Source organism: Streptomyces sp. NPDC004609 (assembly GCF_042873655.1).
Taxonomy (GTDB): domain Bacteria; phylum Actinomycetota; class Actinomycetes; order Streptomycetales; family Streptomycetaceae; genus Streptomyces.
The window spans coordinates 1-17,083 of the sequence record NZ_JBIALS010000009.1 but is presented as its reverse complement, the minus strand read 5'-3'; the positions used below and the strand labels follow the sequence as shown (position 1 = coordinate 17,083).

The window sequence follows — 17,083 nt, the reverse complement described above, 5'->3', positions numbered from 1 at the left end:
TGGACCAAATTGTGGCTCCCGCTTCCATCCCCCCATGTACTGGAGGCAGTTGTGGTACGCACCAGAAGCCGCCGTCCCAGGGAACGCCTCAGCAGACTCCTCGCCGTCGCCTCGGCGGCCCTCCTCACCATCGGCGGCCTCGTCGCCTCGACGACCACGGCGGAGGCGGCGGACGGCGAACTCGCCGTCAACGGCGGCTTCGAGGCCGGCCTCGCGGGCTGGAGCTGCTCGGCGGGCAGCGGAGCCGCCGTCGCCTCCCCGGTCCACGGCGGCACCTCCGCGCTCAAGGCGACCCCGGCCGGCGGCGACAACGCCAAGTGCAGCCAGACGGTCACCGTCCAGCCCAACTCCGCCTACACCCTCAGCGGCTGGGTCCAGGGAGGCTACGTCTATCTCGGCGCGTCCGGCACCGGGACCACGGACGTCTCCACCTGGACACCGTCCGCGTCCGGCTGGCAGAAGCTCTCCACGACCTTCCGCACCGGAGCCTCCACCACCTCGGTCACCGTCTACACCCACGGCTGGTACGGCACCGCCGCCTACCACGCCGACGACATCTCCCTGTTCGGCCCGGGCGGCGGACCGGTCCAGATCCCGGCCGCCCCCACCGGCCTGGCCGCGGGCTCCCCCACCTCCACCTCCGTGCCGCTCAACTGGAACGCCGTCGCCGGAGCCACCGGCTACCACGTCTACCAGGGCGCGACCAAGGTCCTCTCGGTGAGCGGGCCGTCGGCCACCGTGACGGGGCTCGCGCCCTCCACCCCGTACAGCTTCCAGGTCACCGCGGCCAACAGCGCCGGTGAGTCGCCGAAGTCCGCCGCCGTGAGCGCCACGACCACCAGCGGCGGAGGCGGCAACCCCGGCGGCGGCCTCCCGGCCCACGCCCTCGTCGGCTATCTGCACACCAGCTTCGCCAACGGCTCCGGCTACACGCGCATGGCGGACGTGCCCGAGTCCTGGGACGTCATCAACCTCGCCTTCGGCGAACCGACCTCGGTCACCTCCGGCGACATCCGCTTCAGCCTCTGCCCGGTCACCGAGTGCCCGAACGTGGAGTCCGCGGCCGAATTCAAGGCCGCCATCAAGGCCAAGCAGGCCGCGGGCAAGAAGGTCCTCATCTCCATCGGCGGCCAGAACGGCCAGGTCCAGCTCGCCTCGACGGGTGCGCGGGACGCGTTCGTCAGCTCCGTCTCGAAGATCATCGACGAGTACGGCCTCGACGGGCTCGACATCGACTTCGAGGGCCACTCCCTGTCGCTGAACAACGGCGACACGGACTTCCGCTCACCGACCACGCCCGTGGTCGTCCATCTGATCCAGGCGGTCAAGACCCTGAAGGCGAAGTACGGCTCCGGCTTCGTCCTCACGATGGCCCCGGAGACCTTCTTCGTCCAGCTCGGCTACCAGTTCTACGGCTCCGGCCCCTGGGGTGGCCAGGACCCGCGCGCCGGCTCGTATCTGCCGGTCATCCACGCCCTGCGCGACGATCTGACCCTGCTGCACGTCCAGCACTACAACTCGGGTCCGATCATGGGCCTCGACAACCAGTACCACACCATGGGGAACGCGGACTTCCATATCTCCATGGCCGACATGATGCTCACCGGCTTCCCGGTCGCGGGCAACCAGTCGAGGTTCTTCCCGCCGCTGCGGCCCGAGCAGATGGCCATCGGCATGCCCGCCTCCACCCAGGCGGGCAACGGGCACACCGCGCCCGCCGAGGTGACCCGGACGCTCGACTGCCTGACGAAGAAGGCCAACTGCGGTTCGTACCAGACCCACGGCACCTGGCCCGCCCTGCGCGGACTGATGACCTGGTCGATCAACTGGGACCGCTACAACCAGTGGGAGTTCTCGCGGAACTTCGACGCCTACCGATGGAGCTGATCAGCAGCACCGTCCCGCACAGGCACCAGCTGGCGACGACGTCCAGAGGCCAGTGGTAGCCGCGGAACACCAGACCGATGCCCGTCGCCAGGGTGAGGAACAGGGCGGCGGGCATCGCCCATGCCCGGAGCATCCGGGGGAGGTACGGGCGGACGAGCACGGCCGCGCCGCAGTAGGCGGCCATCGCGGTGGCGGTGTGCCCGGAGGGGTAGTAGCCGGTCGCCTCCGTCAGCGGTCCCGGCCGGTCGACCAGCGCCTTCAGGGGGACGACGAGCGCGGGCACGGCGGCCATGGCGAGGACGGCGCCGAGGACGTCGTACCGCCTGCCGGCACCGGCGCCCCGGCCCTGCCGCCGGTGTCCCTCGTATTGCTGGTGTCGTTGTTTCTGTCGCTCCCGCCAGAGGGTGTACGCGACGGCGGCGGCGAGCACCGGCAGCGCGACCGCCGTGCCGCCGAGGTCGGCGAGCAGTTCGGTGAGCGGCTTCGGGCCCCGGCCGAAGGCCTCGGCCCCCACGCGCTCGTCGAGTGAGCGCAGCGGCCCGCCCGCGGCGACCTGCCAGGTGATCAGGGAGAAGCCGGCCGCGCAGAGGACCAGCAGGGCGAGGAGCACCGCACGCGGAAAAGCCGGCTGCCTCGGAACAGGGGGGGTAGTTCCGAAACAGCCGGCCGGATCGGGCCGCCGCGCGCCCCGGGGGGTTTGGGGCGAGCGGCCATCCGATCGGTGAGGAGTTCCAGAGCCGGAGGCTCCGGTGGTGTGCGCTGTGGCACGGCCAAGGCAGTGCTGGGGAGGCTCCGCCTCGGAGCCGCCCGCAGTCTCCTGCGAGCGGGGTGTTTCTCTCATCTGCAGAAACCGTACGGCAGGGGCCCGGGGACCAACAGGCGGATCCCCATCCCGCCACAGCTTCTTCACAGGCCCCGACCTTTCGGCCGACACGGGCGAGACGCTGGTGGGAGGGGGTGTGGTGGTTCGTACGAAGAGCCTTGCGACGCGGCCTGCGGGGGTGTCGTCACAGCGACCGTCCGGGGCCCGGCTCCGGCCCCGGCCCGGCGGGTGCGGTGCGGGCGAGGGCTTCGGCCGCGCGATGGCGCCCCGGGGCTCCGGCCCGGTCCCGTACCGGATCCGGTACGGGACCGCCGTGCGGGAGTCACCTGCCCGGAACGGTCGGGTCAGACGCCCGCGAACGCCTGCTCGATGATGTCCAGGCCCTCGTTGAGCAGGTCCTCACCGATCACCAGCGGCGGCAGGAAACGCAGCACGTTGCCGTACGTGCCACAGGTCAGCACCAGCAGACCCTCGGCGTGGCACGCCTTGGCGAGCGCGCCCGCGGCGGCCGCGTTCGGCTCCTTGGTGTCCCGGTCCTTCACCAGCTCGATCGCGATCATGGCGCCCCGGCCGCGGACGTCGCCGATGATGTCGAACTTCTCCTGCATCGCGGTCAGGCGGGCCTTCATGACCTCCTCGATGCGCTTGGCCTTCCCGTTGAGGTCCAGCTCCTTCATCGTCTCGATCGCGCCCAGCGCGCCGGCGCAGGCGACCGGGTTGCCGCCGTAGGTACCGCCGAGACCACCGGCGTGCGGAGCGTCCATGATCTCGGCGCGGCCCGTCACGGCGGCGAGCGGCAGGCCGCCCGCGATGCCCTTGGCGGTGGTGATCAGGTCCGGGACGATGCCCTCGTCCTCACAGGCGAACCACTGGCCGGTCCGGCAGAAACCGGACTGGATCTCGTCCGCGACGAAGACGATCCCGTTGTCCTTGGCGAACTGCGCGATCGCGGGCAGGAAGCCCTTCGCGGGCTCGATGAAACCGCCCTCGCCGAGCACCGGCTCGATGATGATCGCGGCGACGTTCTCGGCGCCGATCTGCTTGCTGATCTGGTCGATGGCCTGCGCGGACGCCTCGGCACCGGCGTTCTCGGCACCGGTCGGCCAGCGGTAGCCGTACGCCACCGGTACGCGGTACACCTCGGGCGCGAACGGCCCGAAGCCCTGCTTGTACGGCATGTTCTTGGCCGTCAGCGCCATCGTGAGGTTGGTCCGGCCGTGGTAGCCGTGGTCGAACACGACGACGGCCTGGCGCTTGGTGTAGGCGCGGGCGATCTTCACGGCGTTCTCGACGGCCTCGGCGCCGGAGTTGAAGAGCGCGGACTTCTTGGCGTGGTCACCCGGGGTCAGCTCCGCGAGGGCCTCGGCGACCTCCACGTAACCCTCGTACGGCGTGACCATGAAACAGGTGTGGGTGAAGTCCGCGAGCTGCGCGGAGGCCCGGCGCACCACGGCCTCGGCGCTGGCGCCGACGCTGGTGACGGCGATGCCGGAGCCGAAGTCGATCAGCCGGTTCCCGTCGACGTCCTCGATGATCCCGCCCCCGGCCCGCGCCGTGAACACGGGCAGCACGGACCCCACACCACCGGCGACCGTGGCGACCCGGCGGGCCTGCAACTCGGTCGACTTCGGTCCGGGAATGGCGGTGACGACGCGGCGCTCCTGCGGAATTGCGGTCATGAGGGGCTCCTGGGGGTGCTCGCTGTTTGTTCGTTCGACACGTTCTCTCCTGCGCAGGCTAGGCGCGGGACAGGCGCGCGGGCATGCGCCGATCGGGAGTGTTGGGGGTGGGGTTCTTGTTCGTGCCGGACATAGGCGGGGGCGGGTGGGGAGACAAGGTCCGGTCGGGAGCCCGGGCGGGCGGCCGCGTGCGCGGGCCGTCCGCGCGGCCGGACACCGCCCCGCGCGGACACCGGGCGGGGCGAATCGGTGAACTACCCGCACCGGGGCACTAGATTGACCGTGCAAGAGGCGGGCCTGGCTGGTCAGGGGGCAGCGGTTCACATGGATTCCGAAGGCACTTTCGACGCGCGCGGTACCCGGTCCGGTCCGGTGCCGCCGCCCCACCCGGGGCCGCCGCCGACGTCGGTGCCACGGCCCGCGGGCCCACCGAGCATTCCCGGTGCCCCCGCCCTCCCCGGCCACGCCCCCACCACCCGCCCCACCCTCATCGACTGGCTGCGTAGCCCGCGCCCTCCCGCCGCTCCCGGCGTCTGGCGCCTGAACCACCAGCCGCGCCCGGACGAGGAACCGGACCGGGTACCGGGCCGCCAGCTGCTGAGCGGCGCGCTGATCGCGTTCCTGTGCGGCTGGCTGTTCTGGTCGCTGCTGTGGAACAACTACCTCGAAGGGTGGTGGATCTTCATCGACGACTGGTGGACACTGCCCATGGAGTGGCCCGTGCCGGATGCCTGGACGGATCCGCTCCACTCCCAGTTCGAGGTCTACGTCGCTCTGACGTATCTGTACTACGGGCTTGTGGTGGGCCTCATCTCGGTGGGCATGGGCCGGGTCGGGAACTGGGCCGAGGTCTGGCGCCGGTACGGCGTCCCCCTGTGGCCGCTGTTCATCGTGCTGCCGAGCGTGTGGCGTGACATGCCGACGACCACCACCTGGCTGGCCTGGGCATCGAACATCTACTACATCCTGCTGGTGGCCGCTGTCGTGGCGGTGGTCGGGCGTATCGGCACATGGCCGGCCGTGCGACACCGGCTGAACGGGCAACCGCAGCCCGAGGGCGGGCAGCGGCCCGACTCCGACCCCGTCGCATGGCCCGATCTGCGGGCCGCCGGGCTCGTCGATGTCGCGGAGAGGCTGACCGAGGCGGCGCGCGGGGGCAGTCTCGGGGATGTGGACTACGCGCGGATCCGCCGCGCATGGCAGGGGGTCCACGCCAGGCCCGACCGGCTGAGCGCGTTCACCGACGCGGTGCGGCGGAACGGCCCGGCGGCCTGCGCGCACCCCTCGGGCGTCCGGGATCTGCCGGTGCGCAAGGCTGTCCACGATCTGGCCACCGGGCAGGTGAGGATCGGTGTGGTGGTCGACGACCCGCGCAACCCCTACGCCCGCCGTACCACCGGTGTCGCGCTCGACCCCGCGTTGCTCGGGACCTCGTTGCTCGCCGTCGGGCCGTCGGGGGCGGGGAAGAGTGTGCGGCTCGTGCGGCCGGTGGTGGAGTCGATGTGCCTGCTGGCGCTCGCCAACCGGGCGGCGGTCGTCGCGGTCACGGCGTACGGCTCGGGCCTCGCGCCCGACGACGCGTTCGACCTGGTCATCGCCGTCGGCAGGCCCGAGTCGACGCACGACCTGGATCTGTACGGCGGTTCGGAGGACCCGGACGAGGCCGCCCGGACGCTTGCCGAGGCGCTGGTCGGGGATCTCGCCGCCACCCTGCCCGGCGGGGACAGCAGGCGCGCGGCCACCGCCCTCGCGCAGCTGATCGGGCCGTACCGGAGCGTGCACGGCCGCTTCCCGGCCGTTCCCGAGCTGCGGGAGCTGCTCGGCGGCGCCGAGGCCGCTCTCGGTGCGCTGCGGGCCGCCCTGGAGGCCCAGGGAGGACCGGCCGCCGCAGCGCAGTTGCGGGAGCTGGACGCCAGGGAGCGGCAGTCGGCCCGCGCGGACGACATCGGCGTGCTGCTCGCCGAACGGATCGCGTTCCTGGACCGGCCGGCGTTCGCGGAGTTCTTCCGTACCGACGGCGGCGGGCGCCAGTTCTCGCTGCGGGCCGTGGAGCACCCCCTCCGCGTCCGTATCGATCTGCCCGAGCGCGGCCATGCCGAGGCGTCCAGGATCGTCGCCCGGCTGGTGCTCGCCCAGTTCACCGAGGCCGCGCTCACCCGCTCCGACCGCTCCCTGTTCGCCGCGCTGGTCGTCGACGACGCGACCCACACGACGACCGCGGACTCGGTGCGCGCCATCCAGCGGCTGCGCTCCGCCAACGCCGGAGTCGTGCTCGCGCTGCGCACCCTGGAGGATGTGCCGGAACCCCTGCGCGGGCCGCTCCTCGGCGCGGTCGGCTGCCGGATGGCGTTCGCCGGGCTCGCGCACTGGGACGGCAACCGGTTCGCGGAGACCTGGGGAACCGAGTGGGTGCAGACCCGCGATGTGACCAACCGGCAGATCATCTCGGACGAGCCGCTCACCAAGGCCCTGCACCTCATGCGCCGGCTGGTCACCGGCAAAGCGGCCACCGCCGAGGCGGTCACCGTGCGGGAGGTCGAACGTGCCCGCTGGTCCTCGTCCGATCTCGCCCACGCCGTGCCGGCCGGGCACGCGGTGCTCTCCCTGACGACCGTACGGGGGGAACACACACCGCCCCTGCTGGTGGATCTGCGCACCTGAGCGAGCGGCGGCGACGGGCTCCCTCCCACCGGGGACGCCCACCGCCACGGCCGGACAGGGCCGGCCCGCCGGCCGTAGTGGTTCTGCCGGGCGGCCCGCGCCCCCGCCCGTCGGCAGAACGGGCCCGTACTGCTACGACCTGGCAGAATCGAGCCAGGCCGTTCATACGGGACGGCAAAATCCTCCGCGCCCGCTCTGAAGGTTCCATGCCGCCCACGCTCGCCTCCCTCGCCCAGCACTCGGCGCTCAAACTCACCGTGCGCGCGGGTGAGGACCACCTGGAGCGGCCCGTGCGCTGGGCACACGTCAGCGAGCTGGCCGACCCCGTGCCGTATCTGGAGGGCGGCGAACTCCTCCTCGTCACCGCCATCACCCTCGACGCCGAGGACCGCGAGGCCATGCGCCGCTATGTGCACCGCCTGGTCGGCGCCGGCGTGGTCGGGCTCGGCTTCGCCGTCGGGGTCCACTACGAGGACGTCCCGGACGCGCTGCTCGACGCCGCCCGCGAGGCGGACTTCCCGCTCCTCGCCGTACCCCGCCGTACCCCCTTCATCGCCATCAGCAAGGCGGTCTCGGCGGCGATCGCGGCCGACCAGTACCGCGCGGTGACGGCGGGCTTCGAGGCCCAGCGCGAGCTGACGCGGGCCGCGCTCGCCGAGGGCCCCGGCGCGGTCGTCGCGCGGCTCGCCGCGTACGTCGACGGCTGGGCCGCGCTGTACGACGCCTCCGGTGCGGTCGTCTCCGCCTCGCCCGAGTGGGCCGGGCGCCGGGCGGCCCGGCTCACCGCCGGGGTGAAGCGGCTGCGCGAGCGTGCCGCGCCCGCCAGCGCGGTCGTGGGGGACACCGGGGACGACCGGGTGGAGCTCCAGTCGCTGGGCTCGGGCCGCCGGGTGCGGGGTGCGCTCGCCGTCGGCACGGGCGCGCCGCTGGGCACCGCCGAGCGCTACGCCGTGCACTCCGCCGTCGCCCTGCTCACCCTCTCCACCGAACGGTCCCGCTCGCTCCAGCGCGCGGAGCAGCGGCTCGGCACGGCGGTGCTGCGGATGCTGCTGTCCGGCCAGCAGGACCACGCCCGCGCGGTCGCGGGGGAGCTGTACGGAGCGGTGCTCGACGCGCCCTTCCGGCTGCTGATCGCCGAGCCCGCCGACGCGGAGGAAGAGGCGGCGCCGTGGCTCCAGCCCCTCGTCGAGAGCCTGGAGTCGGCGGCCTCCCGGGCCGGTGAGACGGTGCTCGTCGTACCGGAGTCGGAGCGGCGGCTCGTGGTCCTCGCCGCGGACGGCGGCGCCGTGGTCCGGGCGTGTCTCGACGCGTACGCCCCGAAGGAGGCCGAGGAGGCGGGGGTCCTCGTGGGGCTCTCGGCCCCGGCGGGCCCGATCACCTCCGCGGGCGCGTACAAGCAGGCCGAGCAGGCCCTCTCGGTCGCGCGCCGGCGCGGACGCGCGCTCGTCGAGCAGGAGGAACTGGCCGCCGGATCCATCGTGCCGCTCCTCGCGGACGACGCGGTACGGGCCTTCGCCGACGGGATGCTTCGCGCGCTGTACGAGCACGACGCGACAGGGCGCGGCGATCTGGTCGCCTCCCTGCGGGCCTGGCTCTCGCGTCACGGCCAGTGGGACGCGGCCGCGGCCGACCTCGGGGTCCACCGGCACACCCTGCGCTACCGGATGCGCCGGGTCGAGGAGATCCTGGGGCGCTCCCTCGACGATCCGGACGTCCGGATGGAGCTGTGGCTGGCCCTCAAGACCACAACGGATCCTGCCTCGGACTGAACTGGACGGCCGATTTCCGCCAGCACGGCCCGAAGTCGGGCACCTATCTTGGCACGCGGCCATGTAAGTACCTAAAGTCTCGTCGATGCCGGCAGCCGGGAGCCCCGGTCGCCGGCCGGGAACCGAGACCGGGGACACGAGAAGGACCGCATGAACCGCCTGCCACGACGCGCCGCTTCCACGGGCGCACCCGACGCCGACCCGCCCACGACGACCGGCCCGGCCCCCTCCGGCGCCCCTGTTCCCTCCGGTGACACCGTCCTCTCCCCGGACCCGGACGTTTCCCCCGCCCCGGCCGCTCGGGCGGCCACGGACCCGGCTCCTTCCCCGGTCACGGCGCTGCTCGCGGATCCGGTCGATCCGGCAAAGACGGCCCCCACCGTCACCTCCACCGCCGTACAGGACCCGGCCGCGTCCGGACGACCGCCCACCTCCACCGGTTCCGGGGGGTCCACGGACGCGGCCGCCCCGCGCCGCCGGATATCCGGAGCCGTCTGGGCCGCGCTCGCCATCGTGTACGTCCTCTGGGGCTCGACCTACCTCGGCATCGCCGTCGCCGTCGAGACCCTGCCGCCCTTCCTCTCGGCCGGAGCGCGCTTCGTCCTCGCGGGCGTGATCCTCGCCGCCCTGGTCGCCTGGCGTCAGGGAGCCTCCGCGCTCCGGGTCACCCGCGCCCAGCTCGCCTCCGCAGCGCTGGTCGGCCTGCTGCTCCTCCTCGGCGGCAACGGCCTCGTCGTCCTCGCCGAGACCTCCATCCCCTCCGGTCTGGCCGCGCTGCTGGTCGCGATCGTCCCGGCCTGGGTCGTCGTCCTGCGCCGTGCCTCCGGCGAACGCCCCGGCCCCGGCGCGTACGGCGGAGTCCTCCTCGGGCTGGGCGGGCTCGCCGTGCTCACCCTGCCCGGCCTCAGCGGCGAGATACGGCTGTGGGGCGTCCTCACCGTGATCGCCGCGACGGTCATGTGGTCCGTGGGATCCTTCGCCTCCTCCCGTATCCCCCTGCCGGCCAACCCGTTCGCGGCCAGCGCGTACGAGATGGTCGCGGGCGGCATCGGCTGCGCCCTGGTCGGCCTCGGCCGGGGCGAGCAGCACGGCTTCGTGCTCGCCGAGGTCTCCACCCGCTCATGGGTCGCGCTGGCCTATCTCGTCGTCTTCGGCTCGCTCGTGGCCTTCACGGCGTACGCCTGGCTCCTCCACGCCGCCCCGCTCTCCCTGGTGGCCACCTACGCGTACGTCAACCCGGTCGTCGCGGTCCTCCTCGGCGCCCTGATCCTCGACGAGGCCGTGACCTGGCAGATCGCGGTCGGCGGCGCGATCGTCGTCGCGGCGGTCTGCCTGATCGTCAGCACGGAGCGCCGCCGCTGATCCCCGGTACCCCCGCCCCCGTACCCCCACCCGTGCCACGGCACCCCGCCCGCACCGGCCCCGTACCCCCGCCCGTGCCACGGCACCCCGCCCGCACCGGCCCCGTACCCCCGCCCCTGCCACAGCACCCCGCGCCCGCCCCCTGAGCAATCTCCCGCACCCCCTCCCCGCGCCCCGATCCCGGCCCGGCGTCCCCCTCCAATCCGTAGGGAACGCCCCGCCGATCACTCCACCCCGGACAACCCCACGGACGCCCTCCCGCCCCTACCGTGGGGGCACAACAGCACTCCACCTACCTCGGAAGGGCCGGGACATGACCTCCACCCACGCCTTCTGGCTCGCCGGACGCCAGGCCACCGGCGAGACCTCCTTCGACGTCACCTCCTCGTGGGACGGGCGTCTCGTGGGACAGGTCTCCGTCCCGACCGAGGCCCAGGTCGAGGAGGCCGTCGCCGCCGCGTACGCCGTGCGGGACGAGTTCGCCGCGACCCCGGCGCACGTACGGGCCGCCGCGCTCGACCATGTGTCCCGCAGGCTCGCCGAGCGCACCGAGGAGATAGCGCGGCTGATCTCCGCCGAGAACGGCAAGCCCATCAAGTGGGCGCGCGGCGAGGTCGGCCGGGCCGTGTCCGTGTTCCGGTTCGCCGCCGAGGAGGCCCGGCGGTTCAACGGCGGCGAGGCCCAGCGCCTGGACACCGACGCCGGCGGCGTCGGCCGGCTCGCCCTGACCCGCCGTATCCCCCGGGGAGTCGTCCTCGGCATCGCGCCGTTCAACTTCCCGCTGAACCTCAGCGCCCACAAGGTCGCGCCCGCCATCGCGGTCGGCGCGCCCATCATCCTCAAGCCCGCCCCGGCGACCCCGATCTCCTCCCTCGTGCTGGGCGAGCTGCTGGCCGAGACCGACCTCCCGGCCGGCTCCTGGTCCGTGCTCACCGTCCCGAACGACCGGATGCCCGCCCTCGTCCAGGACGAGCGCCTCCCGGTCATCTCCTTCACCGGCTCCGGCCCGGTCGGCTACGCGATCATGGACTCGGTCCCGCGCAAGCACACCACCCTGGAGCTGGGCGGCAACGGCGCGGCCGTCGTCCTGCCCGACTGGTCCTCCGAGCAGGACCTGGACTGGGCGGCGACCCGGATCGCGACCTTCTCCAACTACCAGGGCGGCCAGTCCTGCATCTCCGTCCAGCGGGTGATCGCCGACGCGTCCGTGTACGACCGGCTCCTGCCGAAGATCGTCGCGGCCGTCGAGGCCCAGGTCACCGGCGACCCGAACGACGACGCCACCGATGTCGGCCCGCTGGTCAGCGAGGACGCGGCCAAGCGCGTCGAGTCCTGGGTCGACGAGGCGGTCGCGGCCGGCGCGTCACTCCTGGCCGGCGGCAAGCGCGACGGCGCCGCCTACGCGCCGACCGTCCTCGCCGACGTCCCCGCCGGTGTGACCATCGCCTGCGAGGAGGTCTTCGGACCGGTCCTCACGGTCACCAAGGTGGACGGCGAGGCCGAGGCGTTCGCCGCCGTCAACGACTCCAAGTACGGCCTCCAGGCGGGTGTCTTCACCCATGACGTCCAGACCGCCTTCCGCGCCCACCGCGCACTTGAGGTCGGCGGTGTGATCGTCGGGGACGTACCGTCCTACCGCGCCGACCAGATGCCGTACGGCGGCGCCAAGCAGTCCGGCGTCGGCCGGGAGGGCGTCGCCTACGCGATGGACGACTACACCTACGAGCGCGTCCTGGTCCTCACCGGCCTCGCGCTCTGACCTCCCGGGGCGACCCGGGAGGCGGACGACACCAGCGGTACGCGGACCGGCGGCCGGAGCCCACTGTGCGGGGGCTCCGGCCGCTTTTCGCTCCACCGCGCGCCGTGTTCCCCCCTTCGCCTCACGAGGAATGGTGGAGCAGTCCGTATTCGGGTAGTACGGATGAGTAGCACCGGCCGGTAGAGCGATCGCGCCCCGGCCCTTCCGAAGCCCGCACAACCCGACTCGCGGCGAGGTGGACCTCATGACCGCACCACTGGAGAAGAACCGGCCCCCCAAGGTCACCGAGCAAGAGGCACGGCAGGTCGCCGAGGCCGCGCGCGAACAGGACTGGCGCAAGCCGAGCTTCGCCAAGGAACTCTTCCTCGGCCGCTTCCGGCTCGACCTGATCCATCCCCATCCCCTGCCCGCGGGCGAGGACGTCCGGCGCGGCGAGGAGTTCCTCTCCCGGCTCCGCGACTTCTGCGAGACCAGGATCGACGGCGCGCTCATCGAGCGCGAGGCCCGGATCCCCGACGAGGTGATCAACGGCCTCAAGGAACTCGGCGCGCTCGGGATGAAGATCGACGTCAAGTACGGCGGGCTCGGCCTCACCCAGGTGTACTACAACAAGGCCCTGGCCCTCGTCGGCTCCGCCAGCCCCGCGATCGGCGCGCTGCTCTCCGCGCACCAGTCGATCGGCGTCCCGCAGCCGCTGAAGATCTTCGGCACCCAGGAGCAGAAGGAAGCGTTCCTGCCGCGCCTGGCCCGCAGCGACATCTCCGCCTTCCTGCTCACCGAGCCGGACGTCGGATCCGACCCCGCGCGCCTGGCCACCACCGCGGTCCCGGACGGCGACGACGGCTATGTCCTCGACGGCGTCAAGCTGTGGACGACCAACGGCGTCGTCGCCGACCTGCTCGTGGTGATGGCCCGGGTGCCGAAGTCGCAGGGCCACCAGGGCGGTATCACCGCCTTCGTCGTCGAGGCGGACGGCCCCGGGATCACCGTCGAGCACCGCAACGCCTTCATGGGTCTGCGCGGACTGGAGAACGGGGTCACCCGCTTCCACCGGGTCAAGGTCCCCGCCGCGAACCGGATCGGCCCCGAGGGCGCCGGCCTCAAGATCGCCCTCACCACGCTCAACACCGGCCGTCTCTCGCTGCCCGCGATGTGCGTCGGCGCGGGCAAGTGGTGTCTGAAGATCGCCCGCGAGTGGTCGGCCGCCCGCGAGCAGTGGGGCAAGCCGGTCGCCCGGCACGAGGCCGTCGGCGGCAAGATCTCCTTCATCGCCGCCACCACCTTCGCCCTCGAAGCCGTCGTCGACCTCTCCTCCCAGATGGCCGACGAGGACCGCAACGACATCCGTATCGAGGCGGCGCTCGCCAAGCTGTACGGCTCCGAGATGGGCTGGCTGATGGCCGACGAGCTGGTCCAGATCCGCGGCGGCCGGGGCTTCGAGACCGCCGACTCGCTCGCCGCACGCGGCGAGCGGGCCGTACCGGCCGAGCAGCTGCTGCGCGATCTGCGCATCAACCGCATCTTCGAGGGCTCGACGGAGATCATGCATCTGCTGATCGCCCGGGAGGCCGTCGACGCGCACCTCAAGGTCGCCGGGGATCTGATCGACCCGGACAAGTCCCTCGGCGACAAGGCCAGGGCGGGCGCCCAGGCCGGCGCGTTCTACGCCCGCTGGCTCCCGAAACTGGTCGCGGGCCCCGGCCAGCTCCCGCGGACGTACGGTGAGTTCCACCCCGAGGGACACACCGACCTCTCCCTGCATCTGCGCTATGTGGAGCGTGCCTCCCGCAGGCTCGCCCGCGCGATGTTCCTGGCGATGGCGCGCTGGCAGGGCCGGATGGAGACCAAACAGGCGTTCCTGGGCCGGTTCGTCGACATCGGCGCCGAACTGTTCGCGATGAGCGCCGCCTGTGTCCGGGCCGAACTGCTGCGCAGCGGGGAGGGCCGCGGCCGTGAGGCGTACCAGCTCGCCGACGCCTTCTGCCGGCAGGCCCGGGTCCGTGTCGAGGAGCTGTTCACCCGGCTGTGGTCCAACACCGACGACATCGACCGCAGAGTCGTGGACGGCGTGCTGTCCGGGACCTACACCTGGCTGGAGGAGGGCGTCGTCGACCCCAGCGGCGAGGGCCCCTGGATCGCGGAAGCGGCCCCGGGTCCCTCCGAGGGGGAGAACGTCCATCGCCGCATCCGCTGACACCCCGGTCCTGACCCGGCCGGGTTACGGACACAATGGGGGGATGAGCGACAGCCCATCCCCCCTCGCCGACCCGCACACCCTCTTCGCCCCCGACGCGGGCGCGGACCGCCGGGACATCGTCGTCCTCGGCTCCACCGGCTCCATCGGCACGCAGGCCATCGATCTCGTCCTGCGCAATCCCGACCGCTTCCGCGTCACCGCGCTCTCCGCCGCGGGCGGCCGGGCCGGACTCCTGGCCGAGCAGGCCAGGCGCCTTCGGGTCGAGGCGGTCGCCGTGGCCCGCGAGGAGGCCCTGCCCGCCCTGCGCGAGGCCCTCGCCGCGCAGTACGGGGGCGACCCGCTGCCCGAGATCCTGGCCGGCCCCGACGCGGCCGCCCAGCTCGCCGCGTCCGACTGCCACACCGTGCTCAACGGCATCACGGGCTCCATCGGTCTCGCGCCCACCCTGGCCGCGCTCACCGCGGGCCGCACGCTCGCCCTCGCCAACAAGGAGTCGCTCATCGTCGGCGGGCCGCTGGTGAAGGCCGTCGCCCGGCCCGGCCAGATCATCCCCGTGGACTCCGAGCACGCCGCCCTCTTCCAGGCGCTGGCCGCGGGGAAGCGGGCCGAGGTGCGCAAGCTCGTCGTCACCGCCTCCGGCGGCCCCTTCCGCGGCCGTACGCGGGCGGAGCTCGCGGACGTCACCCGCGAGGACGCCCTCGCGCACCCCACCTGGGCGATGGGCCCGGTCATCACCGTGAACAGCGCGACCCTGGTCAACAAGGGCCTGGAGGTCATCGAGGCGCACCTCCTCTACGACATCCCCTTCGACCGCATCGAGGTCGTCGTCCACCCGCAGTCGTACGTCCACTCGATGGTGGAGTTCACGGACGGGTCGACGATCGCCCAGGCCACCCCGCCCGACATGCGCGGCCCGATCGCCATCGGGGTCGGCTGGCCCGAACGGGTGCCGGACGCGGCCCCCGCCTTCGACTGGACCAAGGCGTCCACCTGGGAGTTCTTCCCTCTCGACACCGAGGCGTTCCCCGCGGTGGGACTCGCCCGCCGGGTGGGGGAGCTGGGCGGCACGGCACCGGCCGTGTTCAATGCGGCGAACGAGGAGTGCGTGGAGGCGTTTCTCGCCGGTCGGCTGCCGTTCAACGGAATCATGGATACGGTCACCGAAGTCGTCACCGAGCACGGGGTGCCCTCCGGGGGAACCCGGCTGACGGTCGCCGACGTCCTGGAAGCGGAGAACTGGGCCCGTGCGCGGGCCCGGGAACTGGCAGTGAAGGCCACAGCGGAGGCTCGCGCATGACGATGTTGTTGACGGCCCTCGGCATACTCCTGTTCGCCGTGGGCCTGCTGTTCTCCATCGCCTGGCACGAGCTGGGCCATCTGTCGACGGCCAAGCTCTTCGGCATCCGGGTGCCGCAGTACATGGTCGGCTTCGGCCCGACCCTGTGGTCGCGGAAGAAGGGCGAGACGGAGTACGGCATCAAGGCCATCCCCATGGGCGGCTACATCCGCATGATCGGGATGTTCCCGCCCGGCGCGGACGGCCGGATCGAGGCGCGCTCCACCTCCCCGTGGCGCGGGATGATCGAGGACGCCCGGACGGCCGCGTACGAGGAGCTCAAGCCGGGCGACGAGACCCGGCTGTTCTACACGCGCAAGCCGTGGAAGCGCGTGATCGTGATGTTCGCCGGGCCGTTCATGAACCTGGTCCTCGCCGTCGCGATCTTCCTCGGGGTCGCGATGGGCTTCGGGTTCTCCACCCAGACCACCGAGGTCGCGGGCGTCCAGAAGTGCGTCATCTCCCAGAGTGCCAACCGCGACACCTGCGCCAAGGGCGACCCGGTCTCGCCCGCGCAGGCCGCGGGGCTGAAGTCCGGCGACCGGATCGTCGCCTTCAACGGGCAGCCCGTGAACGACTGGGCCACCCTGTCGGACCGCATCCGCGAGACCGTCGGCCCGGCCACCATCACGGTCGAGCGCGACGGAAGCCGGCAGGTTCTGGGCGCCACCCTCCGCGAGAACATGGTGGCCAAGAAGGACGCGGACGGGGAGGTCGTCCCCGGTGAGTTCGTCGCGGCCGGCTATCTCGGCTTCGCGGCCAGGTCCGAGATCCTGCCGCTCTCCTTCTCCGACTCCGTGGTCCGTATGGGCGACATGATCGAGAACGGCGTCCAGTCGATCATCGCGCTGCCCTCCAAGGTCCCCGACCTGTGGAACGCGGCCTTCGGCGAGGCCGAGCGCAAGGACGACTCCCCGGTCGGCGTCGTCGGCGCCGCCCGGATCAGCGGTGAGGTGATGACCCTCGACGCGCCGGCGCAGAATCTGTTCGCCATGTTCCTGATGCTGCTCGCCGGGTTCAACCTCTCGCTGTTCCTGTTCAACATGCTGCCGCTGCTGCCGCTGGACGGCGGCCATATCGCCGGAGCGCTGTGGGAGTCCGTACGGCGCAATCTGGCCCGGCTCTTCCGGCGGCCCGACCCCGGCCCGTTCGACGTGGCCAAACTGATGCCGGTCGCGTACGTCGTGGCCGGGGTCTTCATCTGCTTCACCCTGCTCGTCCTGGTCGCGGACATCGTGAACCCGGTCAAGATCACCTGAGCGGGCTCTCCCCGCGGTGCGGTGGGCGGCCGGTGCACCCTGTGCCCGGCCGCTCACCTTTGCGGAGGGTTTGTCGTGCGCGATGTGCCCGCCGCGACCCCCGTGCCGTAATCTCAAAGGCTGGAGCCCGCCGATTTCGGGACCTCGATCCAACCATGGGGTTGCACAGCAGATGACCGCGATTTCTCTCGGTATCCCGTCCGTTCCGACCAAGCTCGCCGACCGGCGCGTCAGCCGGAAGATCCAGGTGGGCACCGTGGCTGTGGGTGGTGATGCGCCGGTGTCGGTGCAGTCGATGACGACGACGCGTACGTCGGATGTGGGTGCGACGTTGCAGCAGATCGCGGAGTT

11 protein-coding genes are annotated in these 17,083 nt (G+C 72.4%); 9 read left to right on the top strand and 2 right to left on the bottom strand.

Features of this window, described 5'->3' with window-relative positions; translation table 11 throughout:
* Positions 1–51 precede the first annotated feature (51 nt).
* The gene (locus ACFYT4_RS11650) at positions 52–1,887 is read left to right on the top strand and encodes a chitinase (RefSeq protein WP_389267384.1); all 1,836 of its coding nucleotides are present in this window, start codon (positions 52–54) and stop codon (positions 1,885–1,887) included.
* Here the strand turns inward: ACFYT4_RS11650 and ACFYT4_RS11645 are convergent.
* The gene (locus ACFYT4_RS11645; RefSeq protein WP_389267383.1) at positions 1,823–2,728 is read right to left on the bottom strand and encodes a phosphatase PAP2 family protein; all 906 of its coding nucleotides are present in this window, start codon (positions 2,726–2,728) and stop codon (positions 1,823–1,825) included. The genes ACFYT4_RS11650 and ACFYT4_RS11645 overlap by 65 nt on opposite strands.
* A gap of 326 nt (positions 2,729–3,054) precedes the next feature.
* Positions 3,055–4,389, bottom strand: coding sequence for a 4-aminobutyrate--2-oxoglutarate transaminase (gene gabT, locus ACFYT4_RS11640; RefSeq protein WP_389267382.1), 1,335 nt, complete (start codon positions 4,387–4,389; stop codon positions 3,055–3,057).
* Between the two features lie 324 nt (positions 4,390–4,713).
* Here gabT and ACFYT4_RS11635 point away from each other — a divergent pair, with 324 nt between their 5' ends.
* The 8 genes from ACFYT4_RS11635 to ACFYT4_RS11600 form a co-directional block, all read left to right on the top strand.
* The gene (locus ACFYT4_RS11635) at positions 4,714–7,050 is read left to right on the top strand and encodes an ATP/GTP-binding protein (protein WP_389267381.1); all 2,337 of its coding nucleotides are present in this window, start codon (positions 4,714–4,716) and stop codon (positions 7,048–7,050) included.
* A gap of 206 nt (positions 7,051–7,256) precedes the next feature.
* Positions 7,257–8,819: a PucR family transcriptional regulator gene (locus ACFYT4_RS11630; RefSeq protein WP_389267380.1), complete on the top strand. Its 1,563-nt coding sequence runs from the start codon at positions 7,257–7,259 to the stop codon at positions 8,817–8,819.
* A gap of 513 nt (positions 8,820–9,332) precedes the next feature.
* The gene (locus ACFYT4_RS11625; protein ID WP_389267525.1) at positions 9,333–10,181 is read left to right on the top strand and encodes an EamA family transporter; all 849 of its coding nucleotides are present in this window, start codon (positions 9,333–9,335) and stop codon (positions 10,179–10,181) included.
* A 313-nt stretch (positions 10,182–10,494) separates the two neighbouring features.
* A complete protein-coding gene (locus ACFYT4_RS11620; protein ID WP_389267379.1) occupies positions 10,495–11,940 on the top strand; it encodes an aldehyde dehydrogenase family protein in 1,446 nt (481 codons plus the stop codon).
* 244 nt (positions 11,941–12,184) lie between these two features.
* Positions 12,185–14,134 (top strand): acyl-CoA dehydrogenase family protein, encoded by a 1,950-nt coding sequence (locus ACFYT4_RS11615; protein ID WP_389267378.1) that lies wholly within the window; start codon positions 12,185–12,187, stop codon positions 14,132–14,134.
* Positions 14,135–14,177: 43 nt separating this feature from the next.
* A complete protein-coding gene (dxr, locus tag ACFYT4_RS11610) occupies positions 14,178–15,434 on the top strand; it encodes a 1-deoxy-D-xylulose-5-phosphate reductoisomerase (RefSeq protein ID WP_389267377.1) in 1,257 nt (418 codons plus the stop codon).
* Positions 15,431–16,732, top strand: a complete 1,302-nt coding sequence (locus ACFYT4_RS11605) for a M50 family metallopeptidase (RefSeq protein WP_389267376.1) — start codon at positions 15,431–15,433, stop codon at positions 16,730–16,732. The genes dxr and ACFYT4_RS11605 overlap by 4 nt, the downstream gene beginning before the upstream one ends.
* A 172-nt stretch (positions 16,733–16,904) precedes the next feature.
* Positions 16,905–17,083, top strand: a 179-nt coding sequence (locus ACFYT4_RS11600) for a flavodoxin-dependent (E)-4-hydroxy-3-methylbut-2-enyl-diphosphate synthase (protein ID WP_389267524.1), incomplete at its 3' end; no start/stop codon positions are given.